The 18,142-nt window shown below is 51.0% G+C and carries 15 protein-coding genes; 13 read left to right on the top strand and 2 right to left on the bottom strand.

Annotated features, from left to right (window positions below; translation table 11 throughout):
* The first annotated feature begins 352 nt into the window (after positions 1–352).
* The 12 genes from mioC to NCTC9997_RS14985 all read left to right on the top strand — a co-directional run bounded on the left by mioC (position 353) and on the right by NCTC9997_RS14985 (position 11,353).
* Positions 353–799: an FMN-binding protein MioC gene (gene mioC / locus NCTC9997_RS15040; protein ID WP_064978372.1), complete on the top strand. Its 447-nt coding sequence runs from the start codon at positions 353–355 to the stop codon at positions 797–799.
* 402 nt (positions 800–1,201) lie between these two features.
* Positions 1,202–3,091, top strand: coding sequence for a tRNA uridine-5-carboxymethylaminomethyl(34) synthesis enzyme MnmG (mnmG, locus tag NCTC9997_RS15035; protein WP_064978535.1), 1,890 nt, complete (start codon positions 1,202–1,204; stop codon positions 3,089–3,091).
* Between the two features lie 31 nt (positions 3,092–3,122).
* The gene (gene rsmG, locus NCTC9997_RS15030) at positions 3,123–3,749 is read left to right on the top strand and encodes a 16S rRNA (guanine(527)-N(7))-methyltransferase RsmG (protein WP_010863009.1); all 627 of its coding nucleotides are present in this window, start codon (positions 3,123–3,125) and stop codon (positions 3,747–3,749) included.
* 718 nt (positions 3,750–4,467) lie between these two features.
* Positions 4,468–4,848, top strand: a complete 381-nt coding sequence (locus NCTC9997_RS15025) for an ATP synthase subunit I (RefSeq protein WP_010863010.1) — start codon at positions 4,468–4,470, stop codon at positions 4,846–4,848.
* A gap of 8 nt (positions 4,849–4,856) precedes the next feature.
* Positions 4,857–5,657 (top strand): F0F1 ATP synthase subunit A, encoded by an 801-nt coding sequence (atpB, locus tag NCTC9997_RS15020; RefSeq protein ID WP_010863011.1) that lies wholly within the window; start codon positions 4,857–4,859, stop codon positions 5,655–5,657.
* Between the two features lie 56 nt (positions 5,658–5,713).
* Entirely contained in the window at positions 5,714–5,971 is a 258-nt protein-coding gene (gene atpE / locus NCTC9997_RS15015; RefSeq protein WP_010863012.1) for a F0F1 ATP synthase subunit C, read from the top strand.
* 37 nt (positions 5,972–6,008) lie between these two features.
* Complete coding sequence (gene atpF, locus NCTC9997_RS15010) at positions 6,009–6,479, top strand: F0F1 ATP synthase subunit B (protein WP_010863013.1); 471 nt, start codon at positions 6,009–6,011, stop codon at positions 6,477–6,479.
* Positions 6,480–6,493: 14 nt separating this feature from the next.
* A complete protein-coding gene (atpH, locus tag NCTC9997_RS15005; protein ID WP_010863014.1) occupies positions 6,494–7,027 on the top strand; it encodes a F0F1 ATP synthase subunit delta in 534 nt (177 codons plus the stop codon).
* A 12-nt stretch (positions 7,028–7,039) separates the two neighbouring features.
* Positions 7,040–8,581: a F0F1 ATP synthase subunit alpha gene (gene atpA / locus NCTC9997_RS15000; RefSeq protein WP_010863015.1), complete on the top strand. Its 1,542-nt coding sequence runs from the start codon at positions 7,040–7,042 to the stop codon at positions 8,579–8,581.
* Positions 8,582–8,632: 51 nt separating this feature from the next.
* Entirely contained in the window at positions 8,633–9,496 is an 864-nt protein-coding gene (atpG, locus tag NCTC9997_RS14995) for a F0F1 ATP synthase subunit gamma (RefSeq protein ID WP_010863016.1), read from the top strand.
* Between the two features lie 30 nt (positions 9,497–9,526).
* Positions 9,527–10,903 (top strand): F0F1 ATP synthase subunit beta, encoded by a 1,377-nt coding sequence (gene atpD / locus NCTC9997_RS14990; protein WP_010863017.1) that lies wholly within the window; start codon positions 9,527–9,529, stop codon positions 10,901–10,903.
* Positions 10,904–10,924: 21 nt separating this feature from the next.
* Positions 10,925–11,353 (top strand): F0F1 ATP synthase subunit epsilon, encoded by a 429-nt coding sequence (locus NCTC9997_RS14985; protein ID WP_010863018.1) that lies wholly within the window; start codon positions 10,925–10,927, stop codon positions 11,351–11,353.
* 555 nt (positions 11,354–11,908) lie between these two features.
* Here the strand turns inward: NCTC9997_RS14985 and potE are convergent.
* Positions 11,909–13,234, bottom strand: coding sequence for a putrescine-ornithine antiporter (gene potE / locus NCTC9997_RS14980; protein WP_010863019.1), 1,326 nt, complete (start codon positions 13,232–13,234; stop codon positions 11,909–11,911).
* Positions 13,235–14,360: 1,126 nt separating this feature from the next.
* Between potE and adiA the strand changes: the two genes are divergently transcribed.
* Positions 14,361–16,631, top strand: coding sequence for an arginine decarboxylase (gene adiA, locus NCTC9997_RS14975; protein WP_039046355.1), 2,271 nt, complete (start codon positions 14,361–14,363; stop codon positions 16,629–16,631).
* A 122-nt stretch (positions 16,632–16,753) separates the two neighbouring features.
* Here the strand turns inward: adiA and NCTC9997_RS14970 are convergent, their stop codons facing one another.
* On the bottom strand, positions 16,754–18,028 hold the full coding sequence (locus NCTC9997_RS14970) for a valine--pyruvate transaminase (protein WP_064978371.1): 1,275 nt from the start codon (positions 18,026–18,028) through the stop codon (positions 16,754–16,756).
* Between the last annotated feature and the right edge of the window lie 114 nt (positions 18,029–18,142).

The raw sequence follows: 18,142 nt of genomic DNA, 5'->3' as shown, positions 1-18,142 counted from the left end.
AAAAGCAGGCGGCAAACGGATCTCCGTAGTCAACATGACGCACCGATCATACTCTGTGCCACGTCATAACCTGTTAGCGATAAATGCGTGCAACAAACGCGCTAAGCCATTAAAGGGCCGAAAACCGAGTGGATCCCCACTTTACGGATGATCCACACACCCACGACACCCACACCGTTCAGTGGATGCAAATCACCGGATCAGAAAAGTTATCCACACGATCTTCCCAACTCTAGGCAAGGGTGCGATCCCGGCATACAATGACCGCCATCACAACGCAAGATCGTGTTGATACCGCGTCCTGGGTAAATACGCGCTAGGCAAATACGAGTTAGTACAGGTAAGTATTGTTATGACATCCATCAGCTTGATCACCGGCAGCACCCTCGGCGGCGCCGAATATGTGGCGGAACATCTGGAAAGCCTGTTACAGCAGCAAGGCTATACCACTGAGGTTTTACACGGTCCACAGCTGAGCGACATCCCCTCCGATAGCCTGTGGCTGCTGATCAGCTCAACCCACGGTGCTGGTGAGGTTCCCGATAACCTGCAACCGCTGCTGCAGCAACTGCAACAAAGTACCGATCTGCACGGCCTGCGCTATGGCCTGATTGGTTTGGGTAGCCAAGCTTACGATACCTTTTGTCAGGCTGTGAAAACCTTGGATCAGGTTCTGCAAGCCAAAGGCGCGCAGCGGATCGGTGAACGCTTAGAAATTGATGTCAGCACCGGAGTTATCCCCGAAGATCCGGCCGAGGTCTGGCTTGAGCAGTGGATAACTTTACTGGATAAACAGTAAAAAATATTTTTCGGTTATCATTGTGGATCTCTGTGGATAAGCACTGATCATACACAGGGATAACCGGTATTTATTCAAAGAACAACTCACCATGCCTCAGGCCTCTGTGGATAAACCCCACTTTTGATCCCAGCTTGTCCGCCCTAGGATCACGGATCTTCCACAGTAAATGATCCTTGGTAACTGAATGATCTCGTTGATCAATTCATCCTTATCCACAAGATCTTGCGATCCTAATAGAAGATCCAACAAAAGATCTCTATATAAAAAGATCTTTATTTTCTTTTAAGCCAGATCAATTCCGGTTTCCCTTACGACCTAAACTTAAGTAGAATCCGTGATCCTTAGCGAATAATTCCCCCAAGAAGATCTTGTTAACGCACAAACCGAGGTGTGGTGATCATGTTTTACCCGGATCCCTTTGACATCATCGTGATCGGTGGCGGACACGCCGGTACCGAAGCCGCGATGGCATCTGCCCGCATGGGACTGCGGACACTCCTGTTGACCCATAATGTCGATACATTAGGGCACATGTCTTGCAACCCTGCGATCGGTGGGATCGGCAAGGGGCACTTGGTCAAAGAGCTCGATGCTTTGGGCGGTCTGATGGCCCGTGCCACCGATCGTGCCGGTATCCAATTCCGCATTCTCAATGCCAGCAAAGGCCCGGCCGTTCGAGCAACCCGCGCTCAAGCCGACCGTGTGCTGTACCGCCAAGCGGTGCGCACCGCGCTGGAAAATCAACCTAACCTGCAGATCTTCCAGCAAGCAGTCGACGATCTGATCGTAGAAAATGATCAGGTAGTAGGCGCCGTTACCCAGATGGGCTTGAAGTTCCGCGCCAAAGCGGTGGTGTTAACCGTGGGTACTTTCCTCGACGGCAAGATCCATATCGGGTTGGAAAACTACAGCGGCGGCCGTGCGGGCGATCCACCAGCAGTCGCGCTATCGCACCGTCTGCGCGAGCTTCCACTGCGTGTTAAGCGCCTCAAAACCGGTACGCCACCGCGTTTAGATGCTCGAACCATCGATTTTTCTGCCCTGCAGCAGCAATGGGGTGATAATCCTGCGCCGGTCTTCTCATTCTTGGGCGATGCCAGCGAGCATCCAGAGCAGATGCCGTGCTACATCACCCACACCAACGAGCGTACTCACGATGTGATCCGCGCTAACTTGGATCGCAGTCCAATGTATGCCGGGATCATCGAAGGGATCGGGCCGCGTTATTGCCCATCGATCGAAGACAAAGTGATGCGCTTTGGTGATCGTAACGGACACCAAGTCTTCTTAGAGCCAGAAGGGCTAACCAGCCACGAAGTTTACCCGAACGGGATCTCCACCAGCTTGCCTTTTGACGTGCAGATGGCGATCGTACGTTCGATCCGCGGCTTGGAAAACGTCAATATCGTCCGTCCAGGTTATGCGATCGAGTATGATTTCTTCGATCCACGCGATCTGAAACAGACGCTGGAAAGCAAAGTGATCCGTGGTCTGTTCTTTGCCGGTCAGATCAACGGCACCACCGGTTACGAAGAAGCGGCAGCGCAAGGTTTGCTGGCGGGTTTGAACGCCGGTTTGTTCGCCCAAGAAAAAGAGGGCTGGTTCCCGCGTCGCGACCAAGCGTATTTGGGCGTGCTGGTGGACGACTTGTGTACTTTAGGGACCCAAGAGCCATACCGCATGTTTACCTCTCGGGCGGAATATCGTCTGTTGCTGCGTGAAGACAACGCCGATCTGCGCTTAACCGAAACCGGTCGTCAGTTAGGTCTGGTGGATGACGAGCGTTGGGCGCGCTTTAGCGAGAAGTTGGAAAACATCGAGTTGGAGCGTCAGCGTCTGCGTTCAACCTGGGTCAATCCGACCAGCGTAGGTGTCGATGCGGTGAATGCCGTAATTTCCGCGCCACTGTCACGGGAAGCCAGCGGTGAAGATCTGCTGCGTCGCCCTGAGATGGACTACGCCACTTTGACCGCTCTGGAGGCTTTTGCGCCGGCGCTGGCCGATGCGCAAGCCGCCGAGCAAGTTGAAATTCAGGTGAAATACGCCGGTTACATCGCGCGCCAGCAAGATGAAATTGAAAAGCAATTGCGACACGAAAACACCCCGTTGCCAGCGGATCTGGATTATCGCCAAGTGAACGGGCTGTCTAACGAAGTGATTGCTAAACTCAACGATCACAAACCCACCAGTATTGGCCAAGCTTCGCGGATCTCGGGGATTACCCCGGCTGCAGTGTCTATCTTACTGGTGTGGTTGAAAAAACAAGGTCTGTTGCGTCGCACCGCATAACGGCAAGTAGCCTTCAAGGAAACTGTAACGCATGTTAGCGCAAACTTTAGACCGTCTGCTGGCGCAGACGGCACTTTCCGTGTCCGATCAGCAAAAACAGCAACTGCTGGCCTTTGTCGGTCTGCTGGATAAATGGAACAAAGCGTATAACCTGACCTCGGTGCGCGATCCGCAAGAAATGCTGATTAAGCATATTCTGGATAGCATCGTGGTAAGTCCTTACTTACAAGGCGAGCGCTTTATTGATGTCGGTACTGGTCCGGGTTTACCTGGGATCCCACTGGCTATCATGAATCCAGATAAATCCTTTACGCTGCTGGATAGCTTAGGCAAGCGCATTCGTTTTATCCGTCAGGTACAACACGAATTGGGCTTAACCAATATCATCCCTGTGCAAAGTCGGGTAGAAGAGTTCCAGCCGGAGCAGGGGTTTGATGGCGTACTGAGCCGTGCCTTTGCATCACTGCAGGATATGGTGGATTGGTGTCATCATTTGCCGGCTGCTGACCAAGGGCTGTTTTATGCTCTCAAAGGCGTCGCGCCTGATACGGCCAGTGACCCATTGCCGGCTTGGTGCCAAATCCAGCAAATTATTCCGCTGCAGGTGCCGGAGCTGGATGCCGAGCGACATCTGGTGCTGATCCGCAAAGTACAATAAGCGCGACTATCGATAACCGCCGCTGTGGGTAACCACCAGCGGCGGTGTTACATCTGTCGGTGCGAAATACCGCCTTATTTTGCTATGAATAAAGTAGCATAACTAAGGGCTGGTTTTGCATCTGGTTGCGTGCTATTTACAGGATGCTGGCGTGATCCGCGTTGAATGGCGCGACATGTATAGTTACCAAACGGACGTATTTTTTTGTGATGTTTTCCTCAAAACATAATGCAATTACCGGTTATGTTGAGGCTGAATCGATTTTCTTGGATGTGATAAGAATATCTTGTTGCAACAGAATGAAATCGTAGCATCATTATGTAATATTATTCTCCGGTCAAACGCCGGGAGAATAGACTGCGCGGCAGTTAGGGTGTTTATATTTAGCATCACTGCATCGTCGGCATAAGAAAGAACAGGCTGTTTATATTTATCTAGTTGATTAAGTTAGGTTAAATATTACTGACATCCTTTTTCTTTTGCATTACAAGCATTCTTATTTATTGTACAAAATAAGCGGTTTGTGTTTACCAAATGTAAACAATTTAGCGTGTTTTTGCTGCTAACAGATTGCATTGATATACCGACTCCGTATAATTTCGTTTTATTCGGCACCGCTTGGCTGAGTAATAAAAAAATACCGCCTGCAAGTGCAGGGAAGAATTAAAGACAGCCGCGGAGTACCTGTTGGCTGGCACTTATCAATCAGAAGGGCGAGATGTCTGTATTAACCCTTGCCGGACGCCGTTTTGCGCGCCGGATCTGGTGGATCCAAGCCAGTGTGGTGCTGTTGTGTAGTCTGTTGTTTAGTGTGTACCGCCTACAATGGGGTTGGTCCGCATTAGCGTGTGGCGTGGTGGTTCTGATCCCCAATGCTCTGTTTGCTTGGTTCGCGTTTCGCTACGGCGGCGCACTGCACTCTGAGCAAGTCATGCGTTCGTTTATGGTGGGAGAACTCACCAAAATTTTTGTAACAGTTGCGCTTTTTGCATTGGTTTACAGGTACATGGATGTGTTACTCCTTCCTTTGTGCTTGACCTATTTGGCTGTGTTGGCAGTGAACCTGTTGGCACCGGTAATTTTTAACAACAACGAGTAGGAAGCATCATGTCTGCATCGGGTGAAGCTCTCACGCCGTCCGGATATATCCAGCACCACCTGACAAACCTGTCGGTGGGGCAGGGGTTTTGGACATTCCATCTGGATACGCTCTTTTTTGGTGCCGTCATTGGCTGTCTGTTTTTGTGGTTATTTTATCGTGTTGCGGTGAAAGCCACCTCCGGGGTCCCGGGGAAACTGCAGTGTGCCGTCGAAATGCTGGTCGAATTCGTAGACCAAACGGTACGTGATACCTTCCAAAGTCGTAACAACACTATCGCGCCACTTGCGCTGACCATTTTTGTCTGGGTGTTCCTGATGAACGCCATGGACTTGATCCCGGTCGATTTCCTGCCGCAAGCGGCCAGCCTGATGGGCATTCCTTATCTGCGTGTGGTTCCTACCACGGACCTGAATACAACCTTTGCGTTGTCACTGGGTGTGTTCTGCTTAATCATCTTCTATAGCGTGAAAGTAAAAGGACCGAAGGGCTTTATCAAAGAGCTGACGCTGCATCCTTTTAACCACCCGCTCATGATCCCCTTTAACTTCGTTCTGGAACTCGTGACCTTACTGGCTAAGCCAATCTCATTGTCTTTACGTCTGTTCGGTAACATGTATGCCGGCGAGTTAATTTTTATCCTGATTGCTGTGATGTACACCGCCGGTTTGGGTTCGGGCTTTATCGCTACGTTCTTGCAACTCGGTTGGGCCATCTTCCACATTCTGGTTATCACCCTGCAGGCATTCATTTTCATGATGCTGACCGTGGTGTACCTGAGTATGGCGCATACGGATTCAGATCATTAATTGTGACCCCATAACCTTAATAACTGGCTGTTTATAAACATAAATTGGAGATAACCATGGAAACTGTAATTAGCATTACTATCATCGGTGTTGCTATCATGATCGGTCTGGCCGCACTGGGTACTGCTATCGGCTTTGCGATTTTGGGTGGCAAATTCCTGGAAGCTTCTGCTCGTCAACCTGAAATGGCCCCTGCTCTGCAAGTTAAAATGTTTATCGTCGCAGGTCTGCTGGATGCGATTTCCATGATCGCCGTAGGTATCGCGCTGTTCTTCGTATTCGCTAACCCGTTTGTGGGTCTGTTGCAGGGTTAATTTTCCGCGGCCACTTAACTGTTAGGGAGATGCCGTTGTGAATATCAACGCAACTCTGCTGGGTCAGGCAATTTCGTTCATGTTATTTGTCTGGTTCTGCATGAAACTCGTTTGGCCACCATTGATCGCTGCCATTGAAGAACGTCAGAAAAAGATTGCTGATGGTCTGGCTGCGTCAGATCGTGCAGCCAAAGATTTGGAGCTGGTTCAGGCCAAAATGGCGGAACAGCTGAAAGACGCCAAAGTTCAGGCTGCGGCCATTATTGAACAGGCGAACAAGCGTAAAGCGCTGATTCTGGATGAAGCGCGCACTGAAGCTGATGCTGAGCGTCAGAAGATCATTGCGCAAGGTCAGGCAGAAATTGATGCTGAGCGTAAGCGTGCTCGTGAGGAACTGCGTAAGCAGGTGGCTGCACTGGCCATTGCCGGTGCGGAGAAAATCCTGGAGCGTTCTGTGGATGAAGCTGCTAACAGCGACATCGTCGATAAATTGGTTGCTGAACTGTAAGGAGGGTAGGGCTTATGTCAACAATGACTACTGTTGCCCGTCCCTACGCTAAAGCAGCATTTGACTTTGCGGTTGAACACAATGCGATTGAGGCGTGGCAGTCTATGTTGGACTTTGCCGCGCAAGTTGCCCGCAATGAGCAGATTGCCGGATTGCTTGATGGTGCGTTAGCACCGGAAGCGTTGGCGGATTTGTTTATTGCCGTATGTGGCGAACAGCTCGATTCGCATGGCCAGAACCTGATCCGGGTGATGGCTGAAAACCACCGCCTGGCCGCGTTATCTGATGTTCTGATGCAATTTGTTGAGTTGCGCACGGCGTATGAAGCCACAGTGGAAGTGGATGTCACCTCCGCCACCCCACTGACGGAAGAACAACAGAATAAAATTATCGCAGCCATGGAAAAGCGTTTGGCGCGTAAAGTTAAGCTGAATTGCAACCTAGAGAATTCTGTGATGGGCGGCGTGATCATTCGCGCCGGTGACCTGGTGATCGATGGTTCGATCCGAGGCCGCTTAGCTCGTCTCACAGAATCGTTGCAGTCTTAAGGGGACTGGAGCATGCAACTGAATTCCACCGAAATCAGCGAACTGATCAAGCAGCGCATTGCTCAGTTCAATGTTGTGAGCGAGGCTCGCAACGAAGGTACTATTGTTTCGGTAAGTGACGGGATCATCCGCATTCACGGCCTGGCCGATGTAATGCAGGGTGAGATGATCGCACTGCCGGGTAACCGTTATGCCATCGCACTGAACCTGGAGCGCGACTCTGTAGGTGCGGTAGTGATGGGTCCGTATGCCGATCTGGCTGAGGGCATGAAAGTCACCTGTACCGGTCGTATTCTGGAAGTGCCGGTAGGTCGTGGTCTGCTGGGCCGTGTGGTTAACACCCTGGGTGAACCTATCGACGGTAAAGGCGCTATCGACAACGATGGCTTCTCACCGGTTGAAGTGATTGCACCGGGTGTTATCGATCGTCAATCGGTCGACCAGCCAGTACAGACCGGTTATAAGTCTGTCGATGCCATGATCCCAATCGGTCGTGGTCAGCGTGAGCTGATCATCGGTGACCGTCAGACCGGTAAAACCGCGCTGGCGATCGATGCCATCATCAACCAGCGCGACTCCGGGATTAAGTGTGTGTACGTGGCCATCGGCCAGAAAGCGTCCACCATTGCTAACGTAGTACGTAAGCTGGATGAGCACGGCGCACTGGCTAACACCATTGTTGTGGTGGCGTCAGCGTCTGAATCTGCGGCACTGCAATACCTGGCGCCATACTCCGGTTGTGCCATGGGTGAATACTTCCGTGACCGCGGTGAAGATGCGCTGATCGTATACGATGACCTGTCTAAGCAAGCTGTTGCTTATCGTCAGATTTCCCTGCTGCTGCGCCGTCCGCCTGGTCGTGAAGCGTACCCAGGTGACGTGTTCTATCTGCACTCCCGTCTGCTGGAGCGTGCGGCCCGTGTTAACGCGGACTACGTAGAGCGCTACACCAACGGTGCAGTAAAAGGTCAAACCGGTTCTCTGACTGCGCTGCCAATTATCGAAACTCAGGCGGGCGACGTTTCGGCGTTCGTGCCAACCAACGTGATTTCGATTACTGACGGTCAGATCTTCTTGGAATCTAACCTGTTCAACGCCGGTATCCGCCCTGCGGTTAACCCAGGGATCTCCGTATCCCGTGTGGGTGGCGCGGCGCAGACCAAGATCATCAAGAAACTGTCCGGTGGTATCCGTACCGCATTGGCGCAGTACCGTGAACTGGCGGCGTTCGCTCAGTTTGCTTCCGATCTGGATGATGCGACCCGTAAGCAGCTGGCGCACGGTCAGAAAGTGACTGAACTGCTGAAGCAGAAACAGTATGCTCCGATGTCCGTTGCGGCTCAGGCGCTGGTGCTGTTCGCGGCAGAGCGTGGCTATCTGGACGACATCACTCTGAACAAGATTGGCGACTTTGAAGCTGCTCTGCTTTCCTTCGCCCAGCGTGACCACGCTGAGCTGATGGCACAGATTAACCAAACGGGTGGTTACAACGAAGAGATCGAGAATGGCTTTAAGTCTATTCTGGATACCTTCAAGGCAACCCAGACCTGGTAACCTGTCGGGCAGCGGCGTAAGTCGCTGCCCCGTCATGACGGAGAGGCAGAGATGGCCAGCGCAAAAGAGATACGAACAAAGATCGCTAGTGTGCAAAGCACACAGAAGATCACCAAGGCTATGGAAATGGTGGCCGCCTCCAAGATGCGTAAAACGCAGGAGCGCATGGCTGCCAGTCGTCCGTATGCCGAAACTATGCGTAAGGTGATCGGTCATATCGCGCTTGGTAATCTGGAGTACAAGCATCCGTACCTGGAACAACGAGATATCAAGCGTGTCGGCTACTTGATTATCTCCACTGATCGTGGCCTGTGCGGGGGCTTGAACATTAACTTGTTCAAGAAAACCCTGAACGACATGAAAGGTTGGAGTGATAAAGGCGTCGCAGTTGAGGTCGCGCTGATTGGTTCAAAAGCCACGGGATTCTTCAGTTCCGCGGGAGCCAAAGTGGTAGCGCAGACCAATGGTCTGGGCGATACCCCGAGCCTGTCCGATTTGATCGGGCCGGTGAAGGTGATGCTGCAGGCTTATGACGAAGGTCGCTTGGATCAGTTGCACGTGGTGTACAACAAGTTTGTGAACACCATGTCTCAGGTACCGACGATCGATCAGCTTCTGCCCTTACCTAAACCAGATGAAAACGATATCCCAAGCCATAAGTGGGATTATCTGTATGAGCCTGATCCAAAACCGCTGTTAGATACCCTGCTGTCGCGTTTTATCGAATCGCAGGTTTATCAAGGTGTGGTTGAGAACCTCGCCTGTGAGCAAGCGGCCCGGATGGTGGCAATGAAGGCGGCGACCGATAACGCCGGCAACCTGATTAATGACCTGAAACTGGTGTACAACAAAGCCCGTCAGGCCAGCATTACTCAGGAGCTGAGCGAGATTGTATCTGGCGCAGCAGCGGTTTAAGGGCAAACGAATTACTTTAGAGGATTCAAGATGGCTACTGGAAACGTCGTCCAGATCATCGGCGCCGTGGTGGACGTAGAGTTCCCGCAGGACGCTGTACCTCAGGTGTACGATGCACTGACAGTTGAGGGTGCTGAGCTGGTACTGGAAGTGCAGCAGCAGCTGGGTGGTGGTGTTGTTCGCTGTATCGCGATGGGTGCCTCTGATGGCCTCAAGCGCGGTCTGAAAGCGCACAATACTGGTGCTCCTATCACTGTACCGGTGGGTGTGGAAACACTGGGCCGGATCATGGATGTGTTGGGTAACCCGATTGACCAGAAAGGTCCAATCGGTGAACAAGATCGCTGGGTGATCCACCGTGAAGCACCAAGCTACGAAGATCAGGCTAACAGCACTGAACTGCTGGAAACCGGTATCAAGGTTATCGACCTGGTATGCCCGTTTGCGAAAGGCGGTAAAGTCGGTCTGTTCGGTGGTGCCGGTGTAGGTAAAACCGTAAACATGATGGAGCTGATCCGTAACATCGCGATCGAGCACTCCGGTTATTCCGTGTTTGCGGGCGTGGGTGAGCGTACCCGTGAAGGTAACGACTTCTACCACGAAATGACAGACTCCAACGTACTGGACAAAGTATCCCTGGTGTACGGTCAGATGAACGAGCCGCCAGGTAACCGTCTGCGCGTAGCACTGACCGGCCTGACCATTGCGGAGAAATTCCGTGATGAAGGTCGTGACGTACTGCTGTTCATCGATAACATCTACCGTTATACCCTGGCGGGGACCGAAGTATCGGCACTGCTGGGCCGTATGCCTTCTGCGGTAGGTTATCAGCCAACGCTGGCGGAAGAGATGGGTGTACTGCAAGAGCGTATTACCTCTACCCGTACCGGTTCTATTACCTCGGTACAGGCGGTATACGTACCTGCGGATGACTTGACTGACCCGTCACCAGCGACCACCTTCGCCCACTTGGATGCGACCGTGGTACTGAGCCGTCAGATTGCGTCACTGGGTATCTATCCTGCGGTTGACCCGCTGGACTCGACCTCTCGTCAGCTGGATCCGCTGGTGGTAGGTCAAGAGCACTATGATGTGGCCCGTGAAGTGCAGTCTGTGCTGCAGCGTTATAAAGAGCTGAAAGACATCATCGCCATCCTGGGTATGGACGAACTGTCCGAGCAGGATAAGCTGATTGTAGCTCGTGCGCGTAAGATCGAGCGTTTCTTGTCCCAGCCATTCTTCGTGGCCGAAGTATTTACCGGTTCACCGGGCAAATACGTGCCGCTGAAGGAAACCATCCGTGGCTTTAAAGGCATTTTGGAAGGTGATTTCGACCACCTGCCAGAACAGGCCTTCTACATGGTCGGTGGCATCGACGAAGCGGTTGAGAAAGCCAAGAAGTACTAATGCTTCGTTGAGGAGGGCAATATGGCTGCAATAACTTTTCATCTGGATGTGGTCAGTGCGGAAAAACGTATTTTTTCCGGTCTGGTAGAAACCATTCAGGTGACCGGTAGTGAAGGTGAGCTGGGTATTTTATCCGGTCACACCCCACTGCTGACTGCCATTAAGCCGGGCATGGTGCGGATCGTCAAACAGCACGGTAAGGAAGAGGTGATTTACCTTTCCGGCGGCATCCTCGAGGTGCAGCCGACTTCCGTAACCGTACTGGCGGATACCGCTATCCGTGGGCAGGACTTGGATCTGGCGCGGGCACAGGAAGCAAAACGCCGTGCCGAAGAGCAGATCAAAAGTTCGCACGGGGATATCGATTATGCTCAGGCCTCAGCGGAACTGGCGAAAGCCCTGGCAAAACTTCGGGTTATCGAGCTGACCAGCAAGGCCGGCAGACGTTAAGTCTCATTTCTGCGTGAAAAAAGCGACCTACGGGTCGCTTTTTTTTGTCTGTCGTTTACCACCGTGAGGCGTTGTGCCGGGGATGACGATATCGAGATCTAGATTATGCCTCTCAACGCGCGTACACCTGCATTCTATGGTTTATGCACTGTTTGCATAATTATTCTTTTTTATGCGAATGATACGGGTAGAGTTCGGTGGCAAGGTTATGCACTGTTGTACGGTTATTGGGTTATTAGGGGATGGGTTATTCGTCGAGAGTGAGCACTCAATAACCGAGGCTGGCAGTGTGAGTCTCTGGCAGCATAGTTTAGGGGGCGGATTTATCGGCTGGCGAGGCTGACACGTGTGGTAGCAAGCGCGGGTGGTGTTGGCGAGAGGCGTGGGGGAAGGCTCCGCTGTCATTATCGCTAGCGCTTGGTTTGCTCGTGCTAAAACCTACACGGGAAACGGTGCGATGGGGACTGTCGAGATCGCGTGCGGTAGATAAGAGATTGCGGACATAAAAAAGCCACACCCTTGGGTGTGGCTTTTTCGTTGAATCGAGCAGCAAACTTATTTGCTGTTTTCCATCGCCAGTTTGGTATCACGACCGGCCAGGAAGCCGTAGAAGATGTAACCAATCAGCGTGATGATAGAGCCACCGAACACGGCATCAGCGCCACAGGCATACACACCGTAGATGCTGTAAGCCACGGCCAGAGTACCCACGATGGAGGCGGCTTTGTACTGGCTTTCGGTCACTTTGTTCTTACGCAGCATCACTTGCAGACCGGTCATAGACAGTACGTAAGGTACCATGTTGATGAATACGGCCAGGTTCAGCAGGGCGTTGAACTGCTTGAGCAGGTTTGGAGAGATGGTCATACAGGCCAGCAGCAGCTCCAGAACCAGCATGATCAGCATACCGGCGATTGGTGCGTCGTCACGAGTCACTTTACCGAAGATAGCTGGGAACAGACGGATGTCTGCAGCGGCTTTAGATACCTGCGCGTTGGTGAACTGCCAGCCCAGCAGGGAGCCGATACAGGCGATAACCGCCAGAGCAGTAACGATTTGACCAACCAGTGGGGTGAACATCATGGAGAACACCAGACCGAATGGCGCATCAGAGTTAGCCAGTTGCGCGTTAGGTACGATACCTTGGATTACAGAGGTAGACGCGATGTACACGATAGCCGCGAAGCCAGTACCGAACAGGCAAGCCAGTGGTACGTTACGCTCTGGGTTTTCTACCGCACCAGAGTTAGCACCAGCAGATTCAATACCCAGGAATGCCCACAGGGTCAGTGCGATACCAGAAGAGATAGCGCTACCGGTACCCATGTTGTGCGGGTTCCATGCTTCAGCAAAGATTTTTGGATCGAACCAGAACCAACCGATGATAGACAGACCGGCTACTGGCAGGATGATACCCCACACGGTGAAGCCAGAGATCTGACCGGTGATTTTAGGACCCTTGAAGTTCGCTACCATGGTCACAATCAGGATGGCAACAACGGTGATGAAGGTGTTGATTGGGGTCGCTTTAATCCACGGGAAGAACGGTGCCATGTAACCGGCAGCGGATACCGCGATAGCTACGCAGCTGATCACCAGACACACGTAGTAAGTATAAGAGGCGATGAAGAAAGAAGATTTGCCGTGTGCTTCTTCAGAGTAAGCAGACATACCGCCGTCACGCTTACAGAAGGCACCACATTTTGCGAAGGTGTAAGCAATACACATGGCACCGACAGCGGTAACCAGCCAAGAGAGCATGGAGATGGCGCCGGTCTGTGCCAGACTGGCCGGTAACATGATAATGCCGGAGCCCATCATATTAACGGCAACCAGTACGGTCAGGCCGACAACCCCCATTTTTTTCGATTCTGTAGCCATGAATTGTATCTCCGAAAGGGATTATTCTTTTAATATTAGAAATCGATAATGTTGATGCTTTTTGCTTAACCAGAAATAAAAATGTATTTATTCATGCATAAAATACACGGACAAATATTGTTTTATTTCCGGTGTGTTTCTGTATATCTATCGTCAGCCAATGACATAAAACACATATACCGAAGTATATGAGAAATAACTTACATAACTGGCGAAAAGAAAATGAAGAATGAAACTTATTGGAATTAAGCAGCACGCTGCTTTTTCGGCTTAAACAGTATTGTAGATAGCTATCTAGGTCAAATTCAGTTCCGACAAAAAACACCAGAATACGTAACGAATTATTTATGCTTAATAATAGGTGGTTTTGGCTATCTGCTTGTTTTTGCAATTATTAATGGCGGAAATAACGATTTCTATGTATGCACAATTATGATCAACTGTGTTTTATGTGTGTGGATGGGATTTTAAATGTGTTGAGCGGTAACGAGAGGTTGCTCTCCGTATCATTTTGTATGGTGCGGAAACGAGATGTTGTTAAGTGTTGCTAGTTATTTCCATGAGCGTTTTTCATGGTTTTTTGTGACTTGAATCACGGCATTATTTCGGTAATTTTCTTGCTTTGCAATCTATTCCTGAGTATTTAGCTCGACTATTTACCGCTATTTATAGCGTTAAATTAAAATTTATGCGTAATCATACAGCCAGACTAAAAATTAGTGAATAGTTATTTTGTATTTGTATGTTTATATTCACTCCCGGCTGTTTTGTAATGTTTTGACATATTAGTTAATAGCAAAAAATAAAAAATGGATTTACCATCACTGTGCTTGATGAGTTTGTGTTCCATCTTTTTAATTGACTGCGATATCTGTTAATTGGTTCCGACGTAACGGTAACGTAGAGCCATCTTTGGTCTTCTTATTTACCTGACAGATTATCTTTAATGTTCGCAGCCAATCTGACTATGTATTCAGATTGTTCTTTTATTCAATGAATCTATTCGAAGAATCTGAATACATTATCAAATCACCGTTTTATAACGTACAGACGATAAATGTCTGCGGATATTTATCCGAGCACACCTTGGTATGTGCGGCGTACACCTTGAATGATGGGTTTATCTATGTGTGATAAGAAATATCTGATCGTAGGAAACAGCACTGTTACTAACCTTCCGCTGGAAGAAGCAATCGAAAAGATTGTGACCTCTCTGACCAGCAAGGGTGAACAGGTTCAGTTTGCTCACTCTTACGAGAACGCGACCACCTATGTAACCTCTACTGCAGCGGTTGACTGCGTAATGGCTGAGTGGGTTCCGTCTGAGTCTGCAGAAATCATCGACTTCCTGAAGCAGCTGCGTCTGCGTCACGAGAAAGCCCCAGTATTCCTGCTGGTAAGCTCTCACGGTGACAACAAAGCCGTTACTGCTGAAGTGATGAAGCTGGTGACTGAAACCTTCATGATCCTGGATGACACCACTGATTTCATCGTTGGCCGTCTGCAAGCTGCCGTTGCGCGTTATGAAAAAGCAATCATGCCGCCACTGATGGCTGCCATGATGGAATACGCGAAAGAGAAAGAGTATTCCTGGTCTGCGCCAGGCCACCAAGGTGGTATCGGTTTCTGTAAGACTCCTATCGGTCGTAAGTTCTTCGACTTCTACGGTGAAAACATTTTCCGTACCGATATGGGTATCGAACGTGCTTCTTTAGGTTCAATGCTGGACCACACCGGTGCTTTCGGTGAGAGTGAGAAGTACATCGCTCGCGTATTCGGTGCTGACCGTTCTTACTCTCTGGTTGTTGGTACTTCCGGTGCAAACCGTACCATCTTCCAAGCGTGCTGCTCTGAAGACGATATCGCGATCTGTGACCGTAACAGCCACAAATCTATCGAACAAGGTCTGATGCTGACTGGTGTTGCACCGGTTTACATGACTCCAACTCGTAACGCTTACGGCATCATCGGCCCAATCCCTAAGAAGCAGATGCAGCCTGAAGCTATCAAAGCGAAAATTGCAGAAAGCAAATTCGCGAGCGCAGCGCCACATCAGCGTCCTTCTTACAGTGTGGTAACTAACTGTACTTATGACGGCCTGATCTACAACGGCGACACTATCCAAGAGCTGCTGGGTCAAAGCACCGATCGTATTCACTACGACGAAGCTTGGTTCGGTTACTCTCGCTTCAACCCTATTTACAAGGGCTTCCACGCAATGCGTGGTGATAAAGAAGCGCACGGTAAAGATCAACCAACTATCTTTGCTACCCACTCTACGCACAAACTGCTGAACGCGCTGTCTCAGGCTTCTTACATTCACATGCGTGAAGGCCGTAGCAACATCAAGCCAGAGCAATTCAGCCAAGCGTACATGATGCACGCGACCACTTCTCCGCTGTACTCTATCGCTGCGTCCAACGACGTTGCGGCAGCGATGATGGATGGTCAGCAAGGTATCAACCTGACCACTGAAGTGATCACTGAAGCGGTTGAATTCCGTCAAGCAGTAGCGCGCTCTTTCCACGATGCTGAGAAGAACAACGATTGGTTCTTCAAGCCTTGGAACCCAGAAACTGTTATCGACCCAGTAAGCGGTGAGTCTTATGACTTCGCTGAAGCGCCAGTTTCTCTGCTGAGCTCTGAACAGTCTTGCTGGAAACTGAACCCAGGTGACGAATGGCACGGCTTTGCCGATCTGGATGAAGATTGGGTAATGCTGGATCCAGTTAAAGTGAGCCTGCTGACTCCGGGTCTGAACAAAGACGGTTCTCTGCAAGAGAAAGGCGTTCCAGCTGCACTGGTAACTGCTTATCTGTCTAGCGTAGGTATCGTTCCTACCCGTACCACTGACTTCCAAGTTATGTTCCTGTTCTCCATGGGCGTAACCAAAGGTAAGTGGGTGACTCTGATGAACAGCCTGATGGCGTTCAAAAAGCACTACGATGCCAACACTCCACTGGAAGAAGTTCTGCCAGGTCTGGTAGCCACTGCACCAGAAGTGTACGCAGGTCTGGGTATGCACGATCTGGGCGACAAGATGATCGACTTCCTGAAGACTCACAACCCAAGCGTGAAACTGAACCTGGCTTACTCTACTCTGCCACAAATGGATATGCTGCCACGTAAAGCATATGGCCAATTGGTGGCTGACAATGTTGAGCTGGTATCTGTTAACGAGCTGGCTGGCCGTACTGCCGCGAACTCTGTGATTCCTTATCCACCTGGTATCCCAATGCTGATGTCCGGCGAAAACTTCGGCGATGACAACAGCCCACAAATTGGCTACCTGAAAGCGCTGCAAGCGTGGGATGACACCTTCCCAGGTTTCGAACACGAAACTGAAGGTGCTGAGAAAGAGCACGGCGTTTACCACGTAATGTGTGTAAAAAAATAAGCCGCGCTGACCTCTGATGTCAGGTGCTTGAAAACAAAAACCCCGGTTTAACCGGGGTTTTTTTATGTCTGCTGTATGTTTGTTTTATGTCTGTGTTAGTCGCTATATTTTTGCGCGCCGCTTTACTTGCTCAATGGCTGTGCCGCGTCCGCTTCCTGCCACGCCCGCTCAATTTCTTCGGCTAAGATTTTCACACCTTGCTCAATCAACTCTGGCTCAGGCACATAGTTCATGCGAATGCACTCATCGGCATGCCGCCACGGCTGCGCGAGCCCCGTGAAGAAATGACAGCCGGGAACCACCAGCACACCGCGCGCTTTGAGGCGCTCGTACAGGGTTTGGGTCGAGATAGGTAGCCCTGCAAACCACAACCATAAAAATAGCGCCCCTTCTGGCTGGTGGATTTTACAGCGGCTAGCGGGCAGATAACGGCGCAAAATGGCGAGAGTCTGGCTCAAGCGTTGCTGATAAAACGGACGAACCACCTGTTCACTTAAGCGCAGCAGATCGCCACGGCGCAGCATGTCGAGTGCCAGCGCAGGTCCGACACTGCCGGGAGCCAGCGAGATAATGCCATTGAGGTTGCCGATTGCGCGAATGATGCGTGGGTGGGCTATCACAATGCCGCAGCGCAGACCCGGGAGCCCCAGTTTAGACAGGCTCATGCACAAGATGGTGTTGTCATTCCAGTGTGGTTTAGCATCATTGAAGATGATGCCGGGAAACGGCAAACCGTAAGCGTTGTCGATGAGCAGCGGAATGCGATGGGCACGAGCGAGTTCATCGAGGCGGGTAATTTCCTGATCGGTCAGCACATTGCCGGTGGGGTTGGTGGGGCGCGACACGCAAATCAGGCCGATATCCTCATCGAGCGGCAAGGTATCAAAGTCGATATGGTATTTGAAAAAGCCGTCATCCAGCTCTTCAATCAGGGGGCGATGGGCCAGAAACTGCGCGTCTTGCAGGCCGCCGTCGGTGTAGCCCAAGTATTCGGGTGCCAGTGGAAATAAAATCCGCTTTTGCTGACCTTCAGCATTTGGGCCGGCTAGTAAGTTGAACAGATAGAAAAAGGCACTCTGGCTGCCGTTGGTCAGGGCGATGTGTTCGGCGGTCAGTGGCCAGCCAAACTGCTGTTGCAGCCAAGCGGCTAATGCGTGCAAGAAGCTGTCTTTGCCTTGCGGACCGTCGTAGTTACACAGCGCATCGGTGAGCTCACCGCTGTCGAGCAGGTGACGGCAGCGCTCGGTAAAGTAATCTTGCATCTGCGGGATGCGCGCCGGATTCCCGCCGCCGAGCATGATGGCACCCGGCGTGCGCAGTCCGTCATTCAAATCGTCCATCAGCTGGGTAATGCCAGCTTGCCGGGTAAATTTGTCACCAAACAAAGACCAGTTCATAAGGGAAAATCACTTCCTGTGCCGATATGGAGTGCCATTGCGTCATATTGAGCAATAACGCAGCGTTTTTTTCTTACCATAACGGCATAAGGGCGCAATCGGCAAGGGAAAGTG

Origin of the sequence: Plesiomonas shigelloides (assembly GCF_900087055.1) — a bacterium.
Lineage (GTDB): Bacteria > Pseudomonadota > Gammaproteobacteria > Enterobacterales > CAMTGL01 > Plesiomonas > Plesiomonas shigelloides.
This window is presented reverse-complemented; position numbering and strand designations above follow the sequence as displayed.